At 73.4% G+C, this 23,363-nt stretch carries 9 protein-coding genes and 1 pseudogene; 5 read left to right on the top strand and 5 right to left on the bottom strand.

The window, feature by feature from the left end; all coding sequences use genetic code 11:
• Nucleotides 1-251: 251 nt before the first annotated feature.
• Nucleotides 252-13,214: pseudogene (locus ACHZ99_RS18340) on the bottom strand (SDR family NAD(P)-dependent oxidoreductase); the annotation flags it as partial.
• 384 nt (nucleotides 13,215-13,598) lie between these two features.
• Between ACHZ99_RS18340 and ACHZ99_RS18335 the strand changes: the two are divergent.
• From ACHZ99_RS18335 to ACHZ99_RS18320, 4 genes are read left to right on the top strand one after another with little or no spacing between them, the layout of a single operon-like run.
• A complete protein-coding gene (locus tag ACHZ99_RS18335) occupies nucleotides 13,599-13,874 on the top strand; it encodes a phosphopantetheine-binding protein (protein WP_420305708.1) in 276 nt (91 codons plus the stop codon).
• Nucleotides 13,871-14,824 (top strand): thiamine pyrophosphate-dependent dehydrogenase E1 component subunit alpha, encoded by a 954-nt coding sequence (locus ACHZ99_RS18330; protein ID WP_420305707.1) that lies wholly within the window; start codon nucleotides 13,871-13,873, stop codon nucleotides 14,822-14,824. Before ACHZ99_RS18335 ends, ACHZ99_RS18330 begins: the two co-directional genes overlap by 4 nt.
• The gene (locus tag ACHZ99_RS18325) at nucleotides 14,815-15,819 is read left to right on the top strand and encodes an alpha-ketoacid dehydrogenase subunit beta (RefSeq protein WP_420305706.1); all 1,005 of its coding nucleotides are present in this window, start codon (nucleotides 14,815-14,817) and stop codon (nucleotides 15,817-15,819) included. The genes ACHZ99_RS18330 and ACHZ99_RS18325 overlap by 10 nt, the downstream gene beginning before the upstream one ends.
• Nucleotides 15,812-17,002 carry a 2-oxo acid dehydrogenase subunit E2 gene (locus ACHZ99_RS18320; RefSeq protein WP_420305705.1) on the top strand — a complete coding sequence of 397 codons (1,191 nt, stop codon included), beginning with the start codon at nucleotides 15,812-15,814 and terminating at the stop codon, nucleotides 17,000-17,002. The genes ACHZ99_RS18325 and ACHZ99_RS18320 overlap by 8 nt, the downstream gene beginning before the upstream one ends.
• 304 nt (nucleotides 17,003-17,306) lie before the next feature.
• On the opposite strand, the gene ACHZ99_RS18315 is transcribed toward ACHZ99_RS18320, so the two are convergent.
• Together ACHZ99_RS18315 and ACHZ99_RS18310 are read right to left on the bottom strand one after the other, a co-directional pair.
• Nucleotides 17,307-18,098 carry a thioesterase II family protein gene (locus ACHZ99_RS18315; RefSeq protein WP_420305704.1) on the bottom strand — a complete coding sequence of 264 codons (792 nt, stop codon included), beginning with the start codon at nucleotides 18,096-18,098 and terminating at the stop codon, nucleotides 17,307-17,309.
• 187 nt (nucleotides 18,099-18,285) lie between these two features.
• A complete protein-coding gene (locus ACHZ99_RS18310; RefSeq protein ID WP_420305703.1) occupies nucleotides 18,286-20,991 on the bottom strand; it encodes a LuxR C-terminal-related transcriptional regulator in 2,706 nt (901 codons plus the stop codon).
• 420 nt (nucleotides 20,992-21,411) lie between these two features.
• On the opposite strand from ACHZ99_RS18310, the gene ACHZ99_RS18305 reads away from it, so the two are divergent.
• Nucleotides 21,412-21,660, top strand: a complete 249-nt coding sequence (locus ACHZ99_RS18305) for a DUF6059 family protein (RefSeq protein WP_420305702.1) — start codon at nucleotides 21,412-21,414, stop codon at nucleotides 21,658-21,660.
• Between the two features lie 30 nt (nucleotides 21,661-21,690).
• Here the strand turns inward: ACHZ99_RS18305 and ACHZ99_RS18300 are convergent, their stop codons facing one another.
• Together ACHZ99_RS18300 and ACHZ99_RS18295 are read right to left on the bottom strand one after the other, a co-directional pair.
• Nucleotides 21,691-22,473 carry a class I SAM-dependent methyltransferase gene (locus tag ACHZ99_RS18300; protein WP_420305701.1) on the bottom strand — a complete coding sequence of 261 codons (783 nt, stop codon included), beginning with the start codon at nucleotides 22,471-22,473 and terminating at the stop codon, nucleotides 21,691-21,693.
• 331 nt (nucleotides 22,474-22,804) lie between these two features.
• Nucleotides 22,805-23,305 (bottom strand): pyridoxamine 5'-phosphate oxidase family protein, encoded by a 501-nt coding sequence (locus tag ACHZ99_RS18295; RefSeq protein ID WP_420305700.1) that lies wholly within the window; start codon nucleotides 23,303-23,305, stop codon nucleotides 22,805-22,807.
• Nucleotides 23,306-23,363: the final 58 nt, after the last annotated feature.

The following is a 23,363-nucleotide window of genomic DNA, read 5'->3' as shown; positions in this document are numbered from 1 at the left end:
CGAGAGAACGGCCTCCGGATCCTGGTCCGCCGTGCCCCCGAAGCCGAGGGTCGCGGCGAGCGAGTCGAGGTCGCCCTGCTCGACGGCCTGCCAGAACTCCTCCTCGACCGCATCCCAGCCCTGCGGGGCGGTTGAGCGGTCCGGAGAGTCGTGGAGCCAGTAGGTGTGGTGTTGGAAGGGGTAGGTGGGGAGGTGGGTGGTGTGGGTGGTGGTGGGCCAGGTGAGGGGGTGTGGGTGGTGTGGAGGGTGGCGAGGGCGGTGGTGAAGGCCTGGGCTTGTCCGTGGTCGCGGTGTTGGGCGGCGACCGTTGTGGCGGGGGTGGTGAGGGTGTCGGTGGTGAGGGTGGTCAGGGTGGTGTCGGGGCCGAGTTCGAGGTAGGCGGTGGTCCCGGACTCTTCGAGACAGCCGGTCACGGCCGTGTACTCGACGGTGTGCCGCAACTGCCCGGCCCAGTAGTCGGGGGACGCGGCCTGCTCTGCGGTAAGCGGCTGTCCGGTGCGGTTGGAGATGACCGGCAGGGCGGGTGTCTGGGTGGGGGTGTCGGCGAGGGCTTGGCGGAAGTCGTCGAGGATGGGGTCCATGTGGGCGGAGTGGAAGGCGTGGCTGACCCGCAGCCTGCGTGCCCGCAGCCCCGCGTCCTCACACCGCGACGCCACCACCTCGATCGCCTCGACCGCGCCGGTGAGAACGGTGTGGGTGGGGCTGTTGGCTGCGGCGATCTCCACGCCGGTGCCGTCGGTCAGGGGGGTGAGGGTGTCGACGGGTGCGGTGACCGACAGCATCGCCCCACCCGCGGGCAGGGCGCCCATCAGCCGCCCGCGGGTGGCGACCAGCCGCGCGGCGTCTGCCAGGGTCCATACCCCGGCCAGGTGCGCGGCGGTGAGTTCCCCGATGGAGTGACCGGCCAGGAAGTCCGGCCGCACCCCGAACGACTCCGCCAGCCGGAACAGCGCCACCTCGTACGCGAACAGCGCAGGCTGCGTGTACGTCGTGTCGTCCAGCAGCTCCGCCTCGTCCGTGCCCGCCTCGGCGAACATCAGGGGCCTCAGCGGTCGGGGCAGGTGCGCGTCCAGGGCCGCGCAGGCTTCGTCCAGTGCTTCGGCGAACACCGGGTACGTCTCGTACAGCTCGGCGCCCATGCCGGGGCGTTGGGCGCCCTGGCCGGTGAACAGCACCGCCAGCTTCCCCGCCCGGTACCGCCCGGCGACCGTGCCGGGCGCGTCCTCGCCGTGGGCGACGGCCTCCAGCCCGGCCAGCAGCTCGTCACGGTCCGCGCCGATGACCACCGCACGGTGATCCAGCACGGCACGGGAGCGGACCAGCGAGGCGGCCACGGCGTGCAGGTCGGTCTCGGGGTGCTCGCTCAGGTGTGCCCGCAGTTGCCCGGCCTGTGCGGCCAGCGCTTCCGGGGTGTGCCCGGACACCGGCCACACCACCGGGCCCGGGACCGCCTCCGGGGCGTTGGGCGTACGCTCGTCCGCCGCCGGGCCCTGCTCGATGATCACGTGCGCGTTCGTGCCGCTGATCCCGAACGACGACACCGCCGCCCGCCGCGGACGCGCCCCGTCCACCACCCACGGCCGCTGCTCGGTCAGCAACTCCACCGCACCCGCGGACCAGTCCACATGCGGCGACGGCTCATCCACATGCAACGTCCGCGGCAGCACCTCGTGCCGCATCGCCTCCACCATCTTGATCACACCCGCGACACCCGCCGCCGCCTGCGTGTGCCCCAGGTTCGACTTCAACGACCCCAGCCACAACGGCGCACCCTCAACCCGCCCCTGCCCGTACACGTCGAGCAGGGCTTGGGCCTCGATGGGGTCGCCGAGCGTCGTACCGGTGCCGTGGGCTTCCACGGCGTCGACGTCCGATGTCGACAAACCGGCATTGGCCAGTGCCTGGCGGATGACGCGCTGCTGCGACGGTCCGTTCGGCGCGGTCAGGCCGTTCGACGCGCCGTCCTGGTTCACCGCCGACCCGCGCACCACCGCCAGCACCTCGTGCCCGTTGCGCCGCGCGTCCGACAGCCGCTCCACCAGCAGCAGCCCCACACCCTCCGACCAGCCGGTCCCATCGGCCGCGCCCGCGAACGGCTTGCAGCGCCCGTCTGGTGCCAGCCCACGCTGGCGGCTGAACTCCACGAACGTGCTCGGTGTCGCCATGACCGTGACTCCGCCGGCCAGCGCGAGCGTGGACTCCCCGCTGCGCACCGACTGGGCCGCCAGGTGCAGCGCCACCAGCGACGACGAACACGCCGTGTCCACCGTCACCGCCGGACCCTCCAGCCCGAACGCGTACGCCACCCGACCCGACGCCACACTCGGCGCACTTCCGTTGCCGATCTGCCCCTCGTACCCCTCGGGGGCGTTCGGAAGGAACCGCGCCGCGTAGTCGCTGTACATGACGCCCGCGAAGACACCGGTCCGGCTGCCCTGCACCGAGCGTGGGTCGATCCCGGCCCGCTCGAACGTCTCCCAGGCCGTCTCCAGCAGCAGCCGCTGCTGCGGGTCCATCGCCGTGGCCTCGCGCGGGCTCATGCCGAACACCGCGGGGTCGAACTGCCCCGCGTCGTGTAGGAACCCGCCTTCGCGGACGTACGACGTACCCGGCCGGTCCGGGTCCGGGTCGTACAGCGCCTCAAGGTCCCAGCCGCGGTTCGCGGGGAAGCCGCTGATCGCGTCCCGCCCGTCGGCGAGGAGCCGCCACAGGTCGTCGGGGGAGGTGACGCCGCCGGGGTAGCGGCAGGCCATGCCGACGATGACGACGGGGTCGTCGTCCTGGCGCTGTTCCCGGGCGGTGGTCCGCGCGGTGTCCGGGCCGGTGAACCTGCTGTTCAGGTAGGCGGCAAGGGCCTCCTGCGTCGGGTAGTCGAAGATCAGCGTGGACGGCAGCCGGAGGCCGGTGGCGGCGGTGAGCTGGTTGCGCAGCTCCACGGCGGTCATCGAGTCGAAGCCGAGGTCGCCGAAGGTCTGTCCGGGGTCGAGCGAACGGCCGTCCGCGTGCCCGAGGACAGCGCTCACCCGGGCGGCGACCAGCTCGGTCAGCCGCACGAGGCGGGTCTCGGGGGTCAGCGCGTCCAGCCCGGCGGCCCCGTCCCCGTCGCCGTTCCCGGCCGCGGACGCGGGCGTACGACCCGACGCCGCGGCGCCGACCGCGCGGCGCCGCCGTACGAGCCCCCGCAGCAGCGGCGGGAGGGCATCCGGCGCCGGGGCGGCGGCGTCCACGGCGACCGGGAGCAGGTGCGCGGGCGCGTCCGCGGCGGCGAGCGCGGCGTCGAACAGCTCCAGCGCCCGTTCCGGCGCCAGCGGGACCACCCCGTGACGCACCAGCCGCGCCCGCTGCGCCTCGTCGAGCCCGCCGGTCATCCCCGCGTCCTCGGCGAGGAAACCCCACGCGAGGGAGACGGCGGGCAGACCGAGGCCGCGCCGGTGCGCGGCGAGGGCGTCGAGGAAGGCGTTGGCGGCGGCGTAGTTGGCCTGACCGGGCGTCCCCAGCGTGGCGGCACCGGCCGAGACCAGCACGAACGCGTCCAGGTCGAGGTGCTGGGTCAGCTCGTGGAGGTGCCATGCCGCGTCGGCCTTCGGCCGCAGCACGCGCGCCAGCTGCTCGGGGGTGAGGGAGTCCACGAGGCCGTCGTCCAGCACCCCCGCCGCGTGCACGACGGCGGACAGCGGGCGCTCGGCGGGGATCGCGTCGAGGAGTGCGCCGAGGCTCTCGCGGTCGCCGGCGTCGCAGGCGACGACGGTGGCCTCGGCGCCCAGCTCGGCCAGTTCGCGGCGTACGGCGGCGGCCCGCTCGGTGTCCGGCCCCGACCGGGAGGCGAGCACCAGGTGACGTACCCCGTGCGCGCTCACCAGGTGCCGGGCGAGGCGGGAACCGAACGCACCGGTACCGCCGGTGACCAGGACGGTGCCGTCCGCTCGGAACGCCACCGGCCGCTCGCCGGACGGCTCGTACCGGCTCAGACGGGGGACCAGCGGTACGCCGGCCCGGATCGCCACCTGCGACTCCCCCCGGGCGACCGCCGCGGCGACCGCGACGGGCAGCGCGCCGGCCGACGCCGGATCGTCGTCCACGTCCACGAGGAGGATGCGGTGCGGGTGCTCGCTCTGGGCGCTGCGCAGCAGCCCCCACAGCGGCGCGTGTACCAGGTCGACGTCCCCGGACGGGCCGGTGGTGACGGCGTGTCGGGTGACGACCGCGTACGTCTCGGTGGCGTCGTCCGCCGCCAGCCGTTCCCGTACGACCCGCAGGGCGTGCCCGGCGACAGCGGAGACCCGCTCGTCGAGCGGCATCCCGGGCTCGACGGGAGGCAGCAGCGGCTCGGCCGGTACGGGAAGATCCTGCGCGTCCGGCCCGGCGGCGAAGACGCGCACCGCCGGTGTCGCGGCGGCGTCCGCGTGCTCCAGCTCCGACCACTCGACGGCGAACAGCCGGCCACCCCGGTCGGTGGCGGCCCCGGCCCGTAGCCGCTGCGGGTCGACGGCGCGCAGCGTCAGCACGTCGATGTCCAGCAGGGGCCGACCCGAGGCGTCGAACAGCGCCACGGTCGCCGTCGTCGGGCTCGTCGGCGTCAGCCGCACGCGGGCCGCCGACGCACCGGTGGCGTGCAGCCGGGCACCGGACACGGTGTACGGCAGCTTGACCTCGTCAGCGGTGTGGCCGGCGGTGACGGGGTCGAGCGCGAGCGTGTGCAACGCCGCGTCGAGGAGCGCGGGGTGGACGCCGAAGCCGTCCACGTCCGCGGCGGCGTCGAGGTCGATCTCGGCCCACACGCAGCCGTCGCCGCGCCAGGCGGCGGTGAGGCCCTGGAACCCGGGACCGTAGGCGTAGCCCTGGGCGGCGAAGCCGTCGTAGAGACCGGAGACGTCGAGCGGCTCGGCGTCGGCCGGCGGCCAGGTCTCCACGGGGGCGGGCACGGACCGGGCGGCGTCCGTCTCGGGCTCCAGCAGCCCGGTGGCGTGCTCGGTCCAGGGCTCCTCGGTGCCTTCCGCGCGCGAGTGGACGGTGACGCTCCGGGCCCCGGAGGCACCGGGGCCGTCCTGCGCCACCGCCGTGACCTGCACCTGAACGGCGCCGCGCGCGGGCAGCACGAGCGGGGCCGCGAGGGTGAGGTCGGCAAGCGCCGGACACCCGAGGTGCAGGCCCGCGTGCAGCGCGAGATCGACAAAGGCGGTCGCGGGGAGGAGGGCGCGGCCGGCGATGGCGTGGTCGGCGAGCCACGGGTGCGTACGGAGGCTGAGGCTGCCGGTGAACACGGCGGTGTCGCCACGGGCCAGGTCCACGGCTGCGCTGAGGAGGGGGTGTTCGGTGGGGGTGAGTCCGGTGGCGGTGAGGTTGGGGGTGGGGGTGTCGTGGAGCCAGTAGGTGTGGTGTTGGAAGGGGTAGGTGGGGAGGTGGGTGGTGTGGGTGGTGGTGGGCCAGGTGAGGGGGGTGTGGGTGGTGTGGAGGGTGGCGAGGGCGGTGGTGAAGGCGTGGGCTTGTCCGTGGTCGCGGTGTTGTGCGGCGACGGCGGTGGCGGGGGTGGTGAGGGTGTCGGTGGTGAGGGTGGTCAGGGTGGTGTCGGGGCCGAGTTCGAGGTAGGCGGTGGTCCCGGACTCTTCGAGGCAGCCGGTCACGGCCGCGTACCCGACGGTGTGGCGGAGTTGTTCGGCCCAGTAGTCGGGGGAGGCGGCCTGCTCGGGGGTGAGGGGTTGTCCGGTGCGGTTGGAGATGACCGGCAGGGCGGGGGCCTGGGTGGGGGTGTCGGCGACGGCTTGGCGGAAGTCGTCGAGGATGGGGTCCATGTGGGCGGAGTGGAAGGCGTGGCTGACCCGCAGCCTGCGCGCCCGCAGCCCCGCGTCCTGACACCGTGAGGCGACAGTGTCGATGGCATCGGCCGCGCCCGTAAGAACGGTGTGCGTCGGGCTGTTGGCTGCGGCGATCTCCACGCCGGTGCCGTCGGTCAGGGGGGTGAGGGTGTCGACGGGGGCGGTGGCCGACAGCATCGCCCCACCGGCGGGCAGGGCGCCCATCAGCCGCCCGCGGGTGGCGACCAGCCGCGCGGCGTCTGCCAGGGTCCATACCCCGGCCAGGTGGGCGGCGGTGAGTTCTCCGATGGAGTGCCCGGCCAGGAAGTCCGGCCGTACCCCGAAGGATTCCGCCAGCCGGAACAGGGCCACCTCGTAGGCGAACAGCGCGGGCTGGGTGTAGGTGGTGTCGTCCAGCAGTTCGGCGTCCTGCCCGAACATCAGGGGCTTGAGCGGCCGCGGCAGGTGGGTATCCAGGGCCGCGCAGGCTTGGTCCAGCGCTTCGGCGAACACGGGGTACGTGTCGTAGAGTTCGGCGCCCATGCCGGGGCGTTGGGCGCCCTGGCCGGTGAACAGCACCGCGAGCTTGCCCGCCCGGTACCGCCCCACCACCGCCCGGTCCGAGCCCTCGCCGTGGGCGACGGCCTCCAGCCCGGCCAGCAGCTCCTCACGGTCGGCGCCGATGACCACCGCCCGGTGATCCAGCACCGCACGCGAACGCACCAGCGAGGCGGCCACCGCACGCACGTCGGTCTCCGGGTGCTCGCTCAGGTGTGCCCGCAGCTGCCCGGCCTGTGCGGCCAGCGCTTCCGGGGTGTGCCCGGACACCGGCCACACCACCGGACCGGCAGCCACCGGCGACGTACCGTCCGCCGCGGCGACGGACGACGCCTCCTCGGGCTCGGCGTCACGCTCCAGAATCATGTGGACGTTCGTGCCGCTGATCCCGAACGACGAGATCCCCGCCCGGCGCGGCCCCGCCGTCTCCGGCCACGCGACGTGCTCGGTGAGGAGGCGCATCGAACCGGCGGACCAGTCGATGTGCGGCGAGGGCTCGTCCACGTGCAGCGTCTTGGGCAGGACGCCCTCTTGGAGCGCCATGACCATCTTGATGACGCTTGCCACGCCGGCGGCGGCCTGGGTGTGGCCGATGTTGGACTTCACGGAGCCCAGCCACAGCGGCGCGTCCGCAGCCCTGTCCTGCCCGTACGTGGCCAGCAGCGCCTGCGCCTCGATCGGGTCGCCCAGTGTCGTCCCCGTACCGTGCGCCTCCACGGCATCGACGTCCGATGCCGACAAACCCGCATTGGCGACCGCCTGCCGGATGACGCGCTGCTGCGACGGGCCGTTCGGCGCGGTCAGCCCGTTCGAGGCCCCGTCCTGGTTCACCGCCGAACCGCGAAGGACGGCCAGTACCTTGTGCCCGTTGCGCCGCGCGTCCGACAGCCGCTCCACCAGCAGCAGACCGACACCCTCCGACCAGCCGGTCCCATCGGCCGCGCCCGCGAACGGCTTGCAGCGTCCGTCCGGTGCCAGCCCACGCTGCCGGCTGAACTCCACGAACAGGTCCGGGCTCGCCATGAGCGACACCCCTCCCGTCAGCGCGAGGTCGCACTCGCCCTGGCGGAGGGACTGGGCCGCCAGGTGCAGCGCCACCAGCGACGATGAACACGCCGTGTCCACCGTCACCGCCGGACCCTCCAGCCCGAACGCGTACGCCACCCGACCCGACGCCACACTCGGCGCCGTACCGATGCGCCGGTAGCCCTCGAACTCCTCCGGGACCGAGGAGAGCCGGCTCAGGTAGTCGTGGTTGACCACGCCGGTGAACACGCCCGTGCCCGTACCGCGCATCGACTGCGGGTCGATGCCCGCGCGCTCGAAGGTCTCCCAGGCCGTCTCCAGCAGCAGTCGCTGCTGCGGATCCGTGGCCAGGGCCTCGCGCGGGCTCATGTGGAACAGCTCGGCGTCGAAGTCCGCGGCCTCGTGGAGGAACGCGCCCCTGCGGACGTACGAGGTCCCGGGGTGGTCCGGGTCCGGGTGGTACAGCGACTCCAGGTCCCAGCCGCGGTTGACCGGGAAATCGCCCACCGCGTCGCCACCGTCGAGAAGCAGCCGCCACAGGTCCTCGGGCGAGCGAACCTCGCCCGGGAAGCGGCAGGCCATGCCCACGATGGCGACCGGCTCGTCGTCCACTACCCGCGCGGCCGCCATCGCCCGCTGCGGCGCGGCGCCGGTGAGGTGCAGCGTCTCGCGCAGGTGGTCGGCGAGGGCGTGGGGCGTCGGGTAGTCGAACACGACGGTCGTCTCCAGCGCCACGCCCAGCGCCTTGGCGAGGCGGTTGCGCAGTTCGACGGCCGTGAGAGAAGCGAAGCCCAACTCGCGGAAGGGCCGGTGCGGATCCAGCGAGGCGCTGCTCGCGTGCCCGAGGGCGACTGCCGCGTGGGAGACGACGAGGTCCAGCAGCCGGTCCCGCTGCTCCGACTCCGACAGCCCGCGCAACTGCTCCGCGAAGCCGCCCCCCGCGCCCACCGCCGTGGCCGCGGTGCGCCGCCGGCGGGCGAGCCCGCGCAGCACCGCCGGTGCGACGTCCGGGTCGATGGCCGCCGTGTTGAGGGCGATGGGCAGAAGGTGGACGGAGGCGGACGTGAGGGCGGTGTCGAGGAGGGCGAGGCCCTGCTCGGTGGTCAGCGGCGTGAGGCCGCTGCGGGTCAGGCGGGCGACGTCGGTGTCGTCGAGCCCGCCGGTCAGGCCGCTGGTCTCGGCCCACAGGCCCCAGCCGAGTGAGGTGGCGGGGAGTCCGTGGTGGTGGCGGTGGGTGGCGAGGGTGTCGAGGAAGGTGTTGGCGGTGGCGTAGTTGGCCTGGCCGGGGGCGCCGAGGGTGGCGGCGGCGGAGGAGTAGAGGACGAAGGCGTCGAGGTTGAGGTGTTCGGTCAGCTCGTGCAGGTGCCAGGCGGCGTCGACTTTGGGGCGCAGGGCGGTGGTGAGGTGGTCGGGGGTGAGGTTGTGCAGGGTGGCGTCGGCGAGGGTGCCGGCGGTGTGGAAGACGGCGGTCAGGGGGTGGTCGTCGGGGATGGTGGCCAGGAGTGTGGCGAGTTGGTCGCGGTCGGCGGTGTCGCAGGCGGTGATGCGTACGTCGGCACCGAGGGCGGTGAGTTCGTCGTGCAGCTCTGTGGCTCCGGCCGCGTCGGGTCCGGAGCGGCTGGTGAGAAGCAGGTGGCGTACGCCGTGCGCGGCGACCAGATGGCGCGCGGTGTGGGCCCCGAGCGTGCCGGTGCCTCCCGTGACCAGGACCGTGCCCTCGGTGTCGAGTGTGAGGTCCTGAGCGGCAGGCGTGTGGCGGACGAGCCGGGGGGCGTACGCGTCGCCTTCACGCAGGGCGAGCTGCGGCTCGTCGAGGGTGAGGGCGGCGGGCAGGGCGGACCGGCTGTCGGGGTGCCCGTCCGTGTCGACGAGGACGATACGACCGGGGTTCTCGCTCTGCGCGCTCCGGACCAGGCCCCACAGCGGGGCGTGCACCGGATCGGTGACGTCATCGTCGTCGGTGATGGCCATGGCCTGCCGAGTCACGACGACGAGACGGCGATCCGCGTTCGCCTCGTCCGCCAGCCACTCCTGTACGAAGCCGAGGGCCTGTCCGGCGACGTGGTGGACCTGGGCGGGCAGCGGGCTGTCCGGGTCGACGGCCTCCAGAGCCGACAGGCTCCCCGACGACGGTACGGCGTCCGCCGCCGCGCCGACGGGAAGAACCGTCCACGTCGACGGAATGGCGTCGACGGCGGACGGCCGCGAGGCGGGCGACCACTCCACCGCGAAGAGGCGGTTGCGGACACCGGTGTCGGTGGCCGACAGCCGTGCCGTGTCGACTTCGCCGAGGGCGACGCGCTCGACCTCCGCGACCGCGCGCCCCGCGGCGTCGGCCAGCAGGAGGGACGCCGTACCGGGGCCGGTCGGGCGGAGCCGTACGCGCAGGGATGTGGCGTCGGCGGCGTGCAGGCTGACGCCCTGCCAGCTCACCGGCAGCCGCACACCGTTGCCGCCAGCGGTGCGCGGGGCGGCACCGAAGACCTGGAGGGCGGCCTCCAGCAGGGCCGGGTGCAGGCCGTACCCCTGCGGCGCGGTGTCGGCGTCCAGACGCACGTCGGCGTACAGGTCCTCGCCCGCGCGCCATGCCGCCGTCACCCCCTGGAAGGCGGGCCCGTACTCGATGCCCCGCGCCGCCAGTTCGGCGTAGACGTCGGCAACCGCGAGCTGCTGCGCATCGGCGGGCGGCCAGGCGGCGAGCTCGTCGGTGGGGACGGGAACGGCGGGAGTCAGCGAGCCGGTCGCGTGGAGAACCCACGGCTCGTCGGCATCTTCGCGCGCGTGGACGGTGACGCGGCGCTCCGCGGTGTCGGGCAGCGGGGCCGTCATCACCTGGAGCTGTACGCCGCGCTGCTCGGCCAGCGGCAGCGGGCGGTGGATCTCCAGCGCGGAAAGGTGCTGGTGGCCCGTGTGGTAGCCCGCGTGCAGGGCGAGGTCGACGAACGCGCCCGCCGGGAGGACGACCGTTCCGCCGACCTGGAGGTCGGCGAGCCAGGGGTGGGTGCGGAGGCTGAGGCTGCCGGTGAAGACGGTGGACCGGCTGGTGTCGTCGGCGAGTTGGATGGTCGCGCCGAGAAGCGCGTGGTCGGTGCTCTGGAGGCCGAGGGCGGCGGGGTCGCCGTCAGCGGTGGGGACGTCGAGCCAGAAGCGCTGGTGCTGGAAGGGGTAGGTGGGGAGGTCGGCGGGTGTGGTGGGGGTGGTGTGCCAGTCGACGGGGGCGCCGTGGGCGTACACGTGCCCGAGGGCGAGGTGGAGTTGGGTGGGGGAGTGTTCGTTGCGCCGGAGGGTGCCGGTGGCGGTGACCGAAGTGTCGGTGTCGGTGATGGCCGTCGTCAGTGTCGGGTGGGGGCTGGTCTCGACGTAGGTGGTGTGGCCGGTGTCGATGAGGTGGGTGAGGGTGTCGTGGAAGCGGACGGTCTCGCGGAGGTTGGTGTACCAGTAGTCGGCGGTCAGGCCGGTGGTGTCGAACTCCCCGCCGGTGACGGTCGAGTAGAACGGAATCGACGCCGCCGCAGGCGCCAGCCCTCCGAGCGCGTCCAGAATCGTGTCGCGGAGTTCGGTGACGTGGGGGCCGTGGGAGGCGTAGTCGACGGGCAGCAGCCGGTTGCGTACGCCCGCTTCCTCGCACTGGGCGAGGTATGCCTGTACGGCGTCGGTGTCGCCGGAGATGACGGTGGCGGTGGGGCTGTTGACGACCGCGACGGACAGCTTGCCGTCCCAGGCGGCGATGGCGTCCGCGACCTCGTCGTGCGGCAGCGCGACGGACGCCATCGCGCCCTTGCCGGACAGCGCGCGGATGGCCTGGCTGCGCAGGCAGACGACCTTCGCGGCGTCGTCGAGGGTGAGGGCGCCGGCGATGTGGGCGGCGGCGATTTCGCCTTGGGAGTGGCCGATGACGGCGTCGGGCTGGATGCCGTGGTGCTGCCACAGCCGCGCCAGGCTGACCATGACGGCGAACAGCGCGGGCTGGACCACATCCACCCGCTCCAGCAACACCCCCTCGGGGTCGGCGAGCACGTCCGTCAGCGACCAGTCGCCCGCGTACACCGACAGCGCCGTCTCACACTCCGCGATGGCCTGGGCGAACACGGGCTCGGCGTCGACCAGGTCCGCGGCCATGCCCGCCCACTGCGCACCCTGACCCGGGAAGACGAACACCGTCTTCCCACCCGGCTGCACACTGCCGCCGACCACCCGCGCCGACGGCTCACCCGCCGCCACCGCCGCCAGTCCCTCCAGCAGCTCGTCCCGCTCGGCGCCCACGACCACGGCCCGGTGATCAAGCGCGGAACGCGTAGCGACGAGGCTGTGCGCGGCCTGCGCCGCGCTGATCTCGCCGTGCTCACTCAGGTGCGCATGCAACCGCCCCGCCTGCGCCGCCAACGCCTCCGGCGTACGACCGGACACCGGCCACGCCACCACACCACCCGGCTCAACCGCATCCGCCGCGGTCTCGGCGGCCTCCGCGCCCGGCGCCTGCTCCACGATCACGTGGACGTTCGTCCCGCTGATCCCGAACGCCGACACCGCCGCCCGCCGCGGCCGTTCCGCCGCCTCCGGCCAGTCCGTGGGCTCGGTGAGCAGCCGTACCGCATCCGTGGACCAGTCGATGTGCGACGACGGCTCGTCCACGTGCAGCGTCCGGGGCAGTACCCCGTGCCGCATGGCCTGCACCATCTTGATGACACCGGCGACCCCGGCGGCGGCCTGCGTGTGCCCGATGTTCGACTTGACCGACCCCAGCCACAGCGGCGCGCCGTCCGCCCGCTCCTGCCCGTACGTCGCGAGCAGCGCCTGCGCCTCGATCGGGTCGCCCAGCGTCGTCCCCGTACCGTGCGCCTCGACCGCGTCCACGTTCGAGGTCGACAGACCCGCATTGGTCAGCGCCTGCCGGATCACCCGCTGCTGCGACGGGCCGTTCGGCGCGGACAGCCCGTTGGACGCCCCGTCCTGGTTGATCGCCGAGCCGCGCACCACCGCCAGCACCCGGTGCCCGTTGCGTACCGCGTCCGACAGCCGCTCGACCAGCAGGATCCCGGCGCCCTCCGCGAGCCCCGTGCCGTCCGCGGCCTCCGCGAACGCCTTGCAGCGGCCGTCCGGGGCGAGCCCGCCCTGGTGTTCGAAGTCGACCAGCATGCCCGGCGTCGGCATCAGCGTGACGCCGCCCGCCAGGGCGAGGTTGCACTCCTTCTGGCGCAGCGACTGGCACGCCAGGTGCAGCGCCGAGAGCGAGGACGAGCACGCCGTGTCGACGCTCAGCGCCGGGCCCTCCAGGCCCAGCGCGAAGGCGACCCGGCCGGAGATCACGCTCGGCAGCGAGCCGGTCATGAGCTGGCCCTCGACGCCCTCGGCGGGGTCGCTGAGCCGCGGGCCGTAGTCCTGGTGGGTGGCGCCGATGAAGACGCCGGTGGAGCTGCCGCGCAGCGAGCCGGGGGCGAGCCGGCCGTGTTCGAGCGCTTCCCAGGCGATCTCCATGATCACCCGCTGCTGCGGGTCCATGGCCAGCGCCTCGCGCGGGGAGATGCTGAAGAAGTCGGCGTCGAAGCCGGCGATGTCGTCGAGGAAGAAGCCCTGGGGGTCGCGGCCCTCGGGCAGTAGCGTCTCGGAGCTGCCGAGGGCGCGCTCGATGTTCCAGCCGCGGTCGGTGGGGAAGGCGGAGGCGGTGTCCTCGCCCTCCCGGACCACGCGCCAGAGGTCGTCGGCGGAGGCGACCCCGCCGGGGTAGCGGCAGGCCATGCCGATGATCGCGACCGGCTCCTGCTCGCCGGAGACGGCGGCGTCGAGCCGCTGCCGGGTGCGGCGGAGGTCCGCGGTGACGCGCTTCAGGTAGTCGCGAAGCTTGTCTTCGGTGCTCATGCTCATCCGCTACCGTCAGCCCTTTCACAGCGTTCGCGGGCCCGATCCCGAGCCGCGCAGAGATCGGTCCGCGCCGCCTGCGTGGTCCGTACGGGGACCGGCGCGTGACGGCGAGCGGAGTCCCGGTACGCAGGAGAGCGCTACTTGATCCATGGAAGCGGCTCGACGCTAAGCACGGTCACTAAAGCCCAGCTAAGCCCCGTCCGAGGCGGTTCGCGGAGCTACGGGTGGTCTTAGCTGGGCTTTAGTGCGCGCGGCCACGCTGAGGCCGGCGTGGCGCCCGCCGTCGTGGCGTGGTCGTGGCGTGTGCGAACGAGCCCGTCGTACGAATCCGACTGATCCGACTGAGCACAGGAAGTCCTCACGATGACCAGCACCCTCACGCCCGTGCCGCTGTCCGAGCGGCTGCTCGCCATCTGGCGGGATGTCCTGGAGACACATCAGGTGGACGTCGGCGGGCTGAGCGTCGACGGCGATCTGCCCGACCTCGGCACCCGCTCGATCCTGATCATCGAGATCGCGATGCGCATCCAGCGCGACATAGGCGTGGACGTGCCGCTGGAGACCTTCATCGAGACGCAGTCCATCGCCGACCTGGCCCGGGCGATCGTCGAGATCGACCCGGCGGCGGCCACGCGATGACCGCACCACCGGCCGCCCCCCGCGCCACCGCGGCGGCGCCTCCGCCGCCGCTCACCGAGGCGGCCGACGAGGACCTCGAACTCCTGCTGCTCATCCGGCACTTCGAGCGCAAGCTGCTCGACCTCTTCGGGCAGGGCGCCCTCAACGGCACCACGCACACCTGCCTGGGCCAGGAGTACGTGCCGGTGTCGCTGCGCCCGCTGCTGGACGAGCGGGACTACGTCTTCAGCAACCACCGCGGGCACGGCCACTACCTCGCCCGCTACCGCGACCCGGCCGGGCTGCTGGCCGAGATCATGGGCCGGCAGGGCGCGGTCTGCTCCGGCGTCGGCGGCAGCCAGCACATCCTGCGCGACCGCTACCTGTCCACCGGCGTGCAGGGCGAGAGCCTCCCGGTGGCCGTGGGCGTCGGACTGCACCAGGTACGGGCCGACCCGGGCGCGCTCGTCTGCGCGTTCATCGGCGACGGCACCTGGGGCGAGGGCTCCGTGTACGAGGCGCTGAACATGGCCCAGCTGTGGCGTGTGCCGCTGCTCGTGGCCGTCGAGCACAACGGCATCGCCCAGTCCACACCCGCCGAGACGAACATGGCCGGCACGGTCGCCGGCCGCGCCGCCGCCTTCGGCGTGCGCCACTACCGGGTGGAGTCGGCCGACGTCAACGTCATCCGGACCGGTCTGGCGCCGCTGCTCGCGCAGGTGCGGGCGGAACGCGCCCCGCTGGTCGTCGAGTTCGCCACGCACCGGGTCGGCCCGCACAGCAAGGGCGACGACACCCGGACGCGCGCGCAGGTGGACCGGGCGCGTGAACACGACTGGTACGGGCGCTACCGGGCCGCGTTCCCCGAGCAGTTCGAGCGGTGGGACGCCAAGATACGCGCCGAGGTGGACGAGATCGCGCGGGACGTGGCCGGCCGGCCGCCCGCGGTGTGGAGCGGTTCGTGCGAGTAGCGGAGAACATCAACCGGTCGCTGCACCGGCTCCTGGCGACCGTGCCCGAGGCGTACGTACTCGGCGAGGACATCGCCGACCCGTACGGCGGCGCGTTCAAGGTCACCAAGGGCCTGAGCGACAGCCACCCCGACCGGGTCCTGACCACCCCCATCAGCGAGTCGGGCATCGTCGGCGCGGGCGCCGGCCTCGCGCTCGCCGGCGACGTGGCCGTCGTCGAGATCATGTTCGGCGACTTCGTCGCCCTGGCCTTCGACCAGATCGTCAACTTCGCCAGCAAGTCGGTCTCCATGTACGGCCGCCGCGTGCCGATGCCGCTGGTGGTGCGCTGCCCGATGGGCGGCCGCCGCGGCTACGGCGCCACCCACAGCCAGAGCCTGCAGAAGCACTTCATCGGCGCCCCCGGCCTGTCGCTGTACGAGATGTCGCCCTTCCACGACTCGTACGAGCTGCTGACCCGCATCGTGGCGCAGGCCGAACCGGCCATGCTCTTCGAGGACAAGGTGCTCTACACCCGGCAGATGTTCGAGGACGGGGTCGTCGACGACCTCCTCTCCTACGACCGGCACCCCGACGCGCCCGACGTCACCCGCGTGTACGTCGACGACCCGGACACGTACGACGTGGTCCTGATCGCGCCCGGCGGCATGGCGCACCGGGCCTGCGAGGCCGTCCGCGACCTGCTGGTCGAGGAGGAGATCACCGCGCTGCTCCTCGTGCCCACCCGCCTGTACCCGTTCGACCTCGGCCCGCTGCTCGGCACCCTCGGCGCGGCGCCGGCGGTCTGCGTGGCGGAGGAGAGCACCGCGGGCGGCACCTGGGGCGCGGAGGTGGCGCAGCAGGTGCACCGCCGGCTGTGGGGGAAGCTGCCCCGGCCGGTGACCCTCGTGCACTCCGAGGACAGCATCATCCCCAGCGCCGCGCACCTGGAGGAGCAGGTGCTGGTGTCCGGGGACACGATTCGGCGAGCGGTAGTGGAGGCTCTGCGTGACTGAGATCCGGGTGCCCAAACTGAACAACAACGACACCGACTACACGCTCGTCGACTGGCTGGTCGAGGAGGGCAAGCCGGTCGCCGAGGGCGACCCGGTGGTCGTGGTCGAAACCTCCAAGGCCGCCGAGGAGCTGGAGTGCCCGGCGGAGGGCACCCTGCACCGGGCGGCGCCCACCGGTACGACCTGCGCCCCCGGCGACGTCATCGGCCACGTCCTCGCCCCCGGGGAGAGCCCGGCACCCGCGTCGGCCCCCGCGGCGGCGGCCACGGCCGACGCCGCGGTCACCGTCACCAACCCCGCGCGGGCACTCATGACCGAACTCGGGGTGCCCGAGGACCGGGTCCTGGCCCTCGGCGTGAAGGTCGTCCGGCGCACCGACGTCGAGCAGCTCGCGGCCCGTATCCGGGAGGAGGAGCGGTCCGGCGCCGGACCGGCCGGGCCCGACGACACCGCCGTCGGCAGCGGCGTCGACCCGGCGCTGGCCCACGCGCTGCCGCCCGTGCAGCAGGCCGTCGGCCGCTCCGTGGTCCGCTCGCAGCAGACGATCCCCGCCGCGTACACCGTGGTGAAGGTGGACGTCGGCGAAGCCCAGCGGCGCGCCTCGGCGGCCGCCCGGCGGATGCGCCGGCTGATCGGCCTGCCGGAGCTGCTGCTGACCGCGGTCTCCCGCGCGCACGAATCGTTCCCGCTGTTCTTCGCGCGGCTGGCGGACGACCGTACGGCCGTGAAGTCCGAGGCCGCGCACGTCGGGGTGACGATGGACGTGGGCAAGGGCCTGTTCGTACCGGTGGTCCGACGCGCCTCGGAGCTGGCCTTCGAGGAGATCGTGGAAGCCGTCTCCGGCTACCGGCGCACCGCGATGACCGGCACCTTCCGCGAGTCCGAACTGTCCGGCGGCAACATCACCGTCACCCTGCACAACGACGCGGACGTGGTGGCGGCGGTGCCGTTCGTGTTCCCCGGCCAGGTGTGCGCGCTGGCGCTCGCGGGGCCGCAGCAGGAACTCGTCCAGGACGCGGACGCCACGGTCCGGGCCCGTACCGTGGCCAACCTCGGCGTCGCCTACGACCACCGGCTCCTCAACGGCCGCGACGCGCTGCTGTTCCTGCAGCGGCTCAAGGCCCAGCTGGAGGCCCCGGAGAAGCTGTTCGGCCCCCGGGACGCCGAGGACCCGTCGGCCTGACGTCCGGGCCGCACGACGAGGGCCGGCCGGCGTTCCCGCTCTGGACGCCCGGCCGGCCCTCCCCCCTCAGGCCCGCCACCGGGGCGCGGTACTCGATCCCACGTCGGCAGCTGCCCGCTGCCCCGCCGGGCCGGATGCCCGACGCGACTTCGCGCCCTCCCCGGAGGAACGCGCCGACGGCACCTCTGAACTGCCTGCAACCACGAGCGGCGGGCCACCGCCGTCCCGGTCGGCCCCGCGACCACCGGCAGCCCACCAGACCATCCGGCCCGCGGCCGTACGTCCCCTCCCGCCGTACGCCCGGTCAGTGGGCCGGAGCGGTGCCCGCGGAGGTGAACGCCCGGACGTCGCGCATGAGGGCCGCGGCCACCGCCGGCTCCGCGCCGTCGAGGTAGAAGTGGCCGCCGGCGAACCGCTCGACGCGGAACGCGCCCGTGGTCAGCGACTCCCAGGCCGCCGCCTCCTGCGCCGAGACCCGGGGGTCGGCGGAGCCGGTGAACACGGAGACCGGGCAGCGCAGCACGAAGCTCTCGTCGTAGCGGTAGTTCTCCACGGCCGTGTAGTCGGCGCGCAGCGCCGGCAGGATCATCGCCCGCATGTCGGGATCGGCCAGGACCTGCGGGTCGGTGCCGCTGAGCGCGGTGATCTCGGCGATGAGCCCGTCGTCGTCGCGCAGGTGTACGTTCTCGGCGCGGGGCGTCGCGGGGGAGTGCCGGCCCGAGGCGACCAGCCCGGCGGGCGCGTTGGCGCCGTCCTTCTCCAGCCGGGCGGCGGTCTCGAAGCCGACGACCGCGCCCATGCTGTGCCCGAAGAGCACCAGCGGCAGGTCGGTCAGCGGCCGGAGGACCTCGGCCACCCGGTCGGCGAGGGCGTGGATGTCGCTCAGCGGCTGCTCCTGCCGGCGCTCGTGCCGTCCCGGGTACTGCACGGCGACGAAGTCGACGGACGGGGGCAGCGCCCGCTGCAAGGGGAAGAACGTCGTGGCGGCGCCGCCCGCGTGGGGCAGGCAGACGAGCCGTACGCTCGGCCGGTCGGCCGCGCCGAAGCGGCGCAGCCACGTCTCGTCGATCGGGATCTGTGTGGGCACCGTGGCCATGCCTTCCCGCGCTCTCCCGGATGCGACGAGAGGGCGGCACACGCGGGAAAGCGCACCTTGAGCACTCCGACTCGTTTGTCACCCCCGAGGCTAGCGGGGGCGGTTGAGACCAGACAAAGGGCCGCTAAAGGAGTGAGGGGGTGGGTAGGGGCGCGGGGGAGTGGTCCCGCGCCCCTACCCGACGGGGTCAGGCCGGCATGTTCTTCAGCCGCTTGCCGATGTCGGCGCGCCGGGAGATGCCGAGCTTCTGGTAGATGCGGGTGAGGTGCTGCTCGACCGTGCTCACGGTGATGTGCAGCCGCCCGGCGACCTGACGGTTGGTCAGCCCCTTCGCCACCAGCGCCGCCACCCGGTGCTCGGCGCGCGTCAGCAGCTTCTGGCCCTCCGGCGGCTCCGGCGCGGACCGGTCCGCCCGCTCCGGCGCCGGAGCCCGCGCCACGGCCTGATCGGGCAGGCAGGCGCGGGCGATGTGCACCGCCGCGCCCTGCGCCCTGGCGGCCCAGGACCCGTGGCCGAGGTCGCGCAGCGCCGTCGCGAGTTCGTGCAGGGTACGCGCCTGGTCCAACCGGTCGCCGGTGGTGAGGAGTTCGTCGACCGCCCGGAACAGCAGGCCGGGCCGCTCGTGCGGCGGCGCCATCCGCGCCCGCAGCCGCAGCACCATGGCGTGATGGTGGCCGCCGTGGCCGGGGGTGCGCGCCGTGTGCTCGTCCAGCATGCGGGCAGACATCTTCTTGTCACCCAGGTGCAGCCACGCCTGGGCGACGTAGAGCCGCCACGGCACGATCGAGGGGTGGTCGACGAGGGCGTGCTCGGCCACCTTCCCGATGCGCAGGAAATCGGAGAGCGCCGAGTGCGGCCGGTTGGTGGCGAGATGGAAGCTGCCGCGGACGCACAGATAGCTGAGCCAGTAGATGCTCTTCTCCCACGCGGGCGGAATCGGCTTGGCGAATACCCGCGCCGCCTCGTCGTAGCGCCCCATCTCCATGTGCAGGGAGGCGAGTACGGTCTCGGCCGCGCAGGCGTAGCCCGTGCTGCGCTCGGTGATGACGCTCTCCACCACCCGGATGCACTCCATGCTGGCCGCCAGCTTCCCCTGCCGCAGCGCGATCATCGACTGCTGGAGCGAGAAGATGGCCTGCCAGCCGGGTGCGTCCCGGCTCGCGGACTCCTTGACCAGCCACTCGCACCACTGCCAGGCCGCGTCGAGCCGGTCGGCGATCACCAGGGCCTTGACCGCGCAGGTCAGCGACCAGACGGTCGAGTCGGAGAGCGTCGAGACCTCCAGCAGGTTCTCGGCCGCGGCGGCCCAGTCGGTCCGGTCGCCGTACAGGAACGAGCCCTCGAAGGTCTTGAACAGCGAGGTCGCCGGTGAGTACGGGCCCGCCCCGCCGGCTTCGCCGGGCGGCGGCGGGGGCCGGCCGTCCTCCCGGCGCTCGCCCGAGTGGTTGCTGTACCACCCCCACAGCCACGCGACGCTGGGATGGTCGCTGGCGCGGACGTCGGCCCCGGTCGACTCGGCGCCCTGCCGCCGGAGGACGGTGAACGCCTCCTCAATTTTGCCGTAGCTGAAAAGCAGGTCCGCGAGTCCGTCGTACGCCGTGCTGGGCATTTTGTCCGCGTGGAACGCGCCGAGCAATGCCGTCAGATGCCGGATTTCGGTGGCCGCGGGGCTGATGCGTTGCGTGACGAGCGCCAGCCGCAGATATATCTCGATACGATCCGGGCCGCTCGGGCTGTTTTCCAGCGCCAGTTCGAGATACCTGACGGCCAGCCGGATGTTTTCCTGCCCTATGGCCGTCTCCGCGGCGTCGCGCAGCGCGGACCGCTGCCACGGTTCCGCCGCGTGCTGGGCGGCGAGAAGATGGTGCGCCACGTCCGTGGTGGGACTGCCCGAATTATTGAGCACGACGGCCGCGCGCCGGTGCAGTTCGTTTCGCTGCAAGGTCCCCAGATCCGCAAGAATTTCCCGCGGCGCGCTCCCGTGCCGAAAATTCACGCCGTCCAGGACGCCGGCGACGCGCAGCGCCTCCAGCTGCTGGTCCAGCACGGCCGGCGACATGCGGGTCATGCGCGACAGCAGCTCGGGCGACGCGGACTCCCCGAGAACGGAGATCAGCCGCCCCAGCTCCACCGCGGTGGCGCCGCTGCGGTAGAGGCAGGAGACGACCGCGCGCCCGTACATCCCCAGCTCCGCGGACGACTCCGCGCCCGTGGGCCGCGTCTCCATGTCCTCCTCCCGGAGGTCTTCGAGGAGCGCGCGCAGCAGAAGCGGGCTGCCGCCGCTGAGGTGGTGCAGCACCTCGATCCACTGCTCGTGCGGGCGGTTGACGCGGGTGGCGACCGCCGCCCGCACCCCCCGCTCGTCCAGCGGCCGCAGGTGGATGCGCTGCGCGTTCGGCCGCCGCAGCAGCTCCGTCTTCACCGGCTGGTCGCGATGGCGCAGGTGCGGGCAGTGGGAGAGCAGGACGAGGGTGCGCCGGCTGCGGTGCCAGCTGACCGCCTGGAGCAGGAAGTCCAGCTCCGACCAGGGGATGTCCTGTACGTCGTCGACGCTGATGACCACCGCGCCGTTCTCCGCGACATGCGGCAGCGCGGCGCTGAACTGCAGGGCGGGAGTGGCCCCCGGGGGACCGGCGCCGGCCGGCGGGGCCGGCACCTGCGCGACGAGCTGCTGGAAGAGGGAGATGGGCGGGTGCGCCGACACGCTTCTGCCCTGGATGCTGAGGACCGTCGCGCCCATGTCGGCCGCGTGTTCGGTGATGGCGTGCAACAGGGCGCTCTTGCCGCAGCCCACGCCGCCTTCGATCAGAATGGTGCGCGACATTCCGTGGAGACAGCGAGAAAAAGCAGCCCGCAGTGCCTCGAATTCGGCCGCACGGATGACGAAAGCCATACCGGATTACTCACCTCCCGTTGGTGCAATTCATTCACCGTGTGAAGGAGTGCACCTGAGCAAGTCCAGGTCATACGGCGCTCAGGGGAAGCGCCGTACCGCATATTCGGTTGATTGTTTCACAGGTTGGGTTTGGTTGTGCAAGACAGGGTTTTCTCGGCCGGCAAGGCGATGTCCAGGTCTGTTTTGCATCGTTCATCCCGGACTGCTGTGGTGCTGCGGAGTATACATCCCCTGAGACAATCGCATCTGTACATGATCGCTGTCGCCCGCTCACGGGAGCGGGGAAGGGCGTACGGACGGCGCGCGAGCCGGGCGGCACGCCCCCGGGCACCCCGCCGCGGCGCTGCCGGCCCGCCGGACCGGCCTCGACCAGCCGGACTTTGGCGGGGCTTTGGCGCCGCACAACACCCTGCCCGGATGGTTGCTGCCCTTGCCTGGCTGCTGCGCGTGCTGCAGGAAGCCTTCATCGCCCTCGGCCGGGTGTGGTTGTTCATCCCCGTGTCCCTCCCCGACCCGCCGCCGTCCCCGTCGGGACCCGTACCGGGACACCCCGAGCGGCTCTGCCCGGACGTGCCGCTGTCCGCGCAGGAGGAGGCCCTGCGGCGGGAGTTGGACGACATCGCGCTCCCCGACACCATCGGCGAGGAGAAGGGCCCGGGCACGTAGGGCGCGGCGGCCGGGGCGCGCCCGCCCGGGTCAGGGCGCGGGGACGGCGCGTACGAGGACGAGGGAGCCGTGGTAGGCGGGCCGGTCGCGCAGCGCGCCGTGCCGCTCGTCCCAGGCGCCCGAGGCGAGATCACGGCGCAGGTGGTCCGCGTACCGCTGCCGCACCTCCGGCGCCACGAAGCTCCACGCGGAGCACGCCCGCCGCGCGCCGGGGTCGAGGATGCGCTCCGGGCGCGCGAAGTACGCCTCGTTGAAGCCGTCGGTGCAGTCCGCGGGGACCGGCACCGGCGTCACCGAAGCCCGGCCGCCGAGCAGGTCCGTGATCTCGGCGACCCCCGGATACCGCCGGGCCTCCGCGTCCAGCACCAGCGGGGCGTACTCGTACAGCCAGAAGTCCCGTACGAGGGCGGGGTCGCAGGTGAGGACGACGACCGGGCCGCGGGCGACGCGCCGCATCTCCCGCAGGCCGCCGGCGAGATCGCTCCACTGGTGCGCGCTGAAGGTCGTCATCGCGCCGTCGAAGGCGTCGTCGGCGAACGGCAGGTCCTCGGCCACCGCGTCGACGGCGGGCGGCAGGGCGGCGGGCCGCTGGGCGCGCATGGCCGCCGAGGGCTCGACCGCGGTCACGCGGAAGCTCCCCGACTCGTACGCGCCGGCCCCCGCGCCCACGTTGACCACCGTGCGGCAGCCGCCGAGCGCCGCGGCGACGGCCGCCGCGATACGCGCGTCGGGCCGCCGGTACTCCGTGTAGCCGGAGCCGATCGCCCCGTAGTCCGCGTCCCCCGCGCTGCCGTCCCCGCTGCGTTCACGCATACCCCGAGCCTACGACCGATCGCGAGGATCCCCGCCGTGCCGCCTCCCACTTCGGCCGCGCGGTGCACGGCGCCGGACAGGCGGAAGCCCCGGCCGGAGGGGGGATCCGACCGGGGCTGACCAGAGGTGGATACGGAGGGCGGTCGCCTCGCGGCGAAAGGCTCCGTGGGGCTTCAGCCGAACGATCTTCCCCACGGGCGGGAGGTGAGGCCCGGGGACACTGTTCCCTCCGTACCCACAGCCCCTTCAACGGGAGGGATCCTCCGGTTGTTCCACGGCACCGCCCCGGGCGGTGTGAGGCGCGACACACGGTGTGCCTGCCGCGGCGGCGTCACTCCAGCCAGCGGCCGTCGCGCATCAGCTCGCGGCCGGGCAGCTCGTTCGCCTCGCGCCAGGCCTGAATCCGCCGCGGGGTGATCCGGAACCAGCGGTACCGGGCGCCCTGACGGCGCGGGTCGAAGCCGGAGCTCGCCGCGAACCGGTCGCCGTGCTCCCGCGGCAGCGCATCGAGGTCGAAGACCTCGACCGCCCCGTCGATCACCGTCACGTCCCGCGTCCGCCCCAGCGCCAGCCGCGCGACGCCGGTCCCGGCGAGGTTCAGGCCGGTCGGGCTCTCCGCCGGGGTGGACACCCACACCGCCTCGCCGTCCCAGAAGAACGACAGCGGCACGAGGTACGGCGTGCCGTCCGGCGCCGCGCTGGCCACCCAGAGGTCGACGTCGTGTTCCAGCCGGTGCTCCGTGTCGGCGCGGCGGCGCCCGCGGCTGCGGGGTCCGGCGGCCGCCGGCTCCGCGGCGGAGGTCGCGCCGGCGGCGTCCGGGACTGCGGTCATGGTCGCTCCAATCGTCGTGAGGCCCCGCGACCGGGCCGGGTCCGCCGATGTCCGGCCC

The organism is Streptomyces sp. MAR4 CNX-425, from assembly GCF_048656465.1.
Classification (GTDB): domain Bacteria; phylum Actinomycetota; class Actinomycetes; order Streptomycetales; family Streptomycetaceae; genus Streptomyces.
Note: the sequence above shows the minus strand (reverse complement) of the source record. Positions and strands in the feature narration are given on the sequence as shown.

Bases quoted from the DNA above. Each gene is read 5' to 3' on its own strand.
- ACHZ99_RS18335 (WP_420305708.1), top strand. From the start codon at position 13,599: ATGACCAGCACCCTCACGCCCGTGCCGCTGTCCGAGCGGCTGCTCGCC.
- ACHZ99_RS18330 (WP_420305707.1), top strand. From the start codon at position 13,871: ATGACCGCACCACCGGCCGCCCCCCGCGCCACCGCGGCGGCGCCTCCG.
- ACHZ99_RS18315 (WP_420305704.1), bottom strand. From the start codon at position 18,098: ATGGCCACGGTGCCCACACAGATCCCGATCGACGAGACGTGGCTGCGC.
- ACHZ99_RS18310 (WP_420305703.1), bottom strand. From the start codon at position 20,991: ATGGCTTTCGTCATCCGTGCGGCCGAATTCGAGGCACTGCGGGCTGCT.
- ACHZ99_RS18305 (WP_420305702.1), top strand. From the start codon at position 21,412: ATGGTTGCTGCCCTTGCCTGGCTGCTGCGCGTGCTGCAGGAAGCCTTC.
- ACHZ99_RS18300 (WP_420305701.1), bottom strand. From the start codon at position 22,473: ATGCGTGAACGCAGCGGGGACGGCAGCGCGGGGGACGCGGACTACGGG.
- ACHZ99_RS18295 (WP_420305700.1), bottom strand. From the start codon at position 23,305: ATGACCGCAGTCCCGGACGCCGCCGGCGCGACCTCCGCCGCGGAGCCG.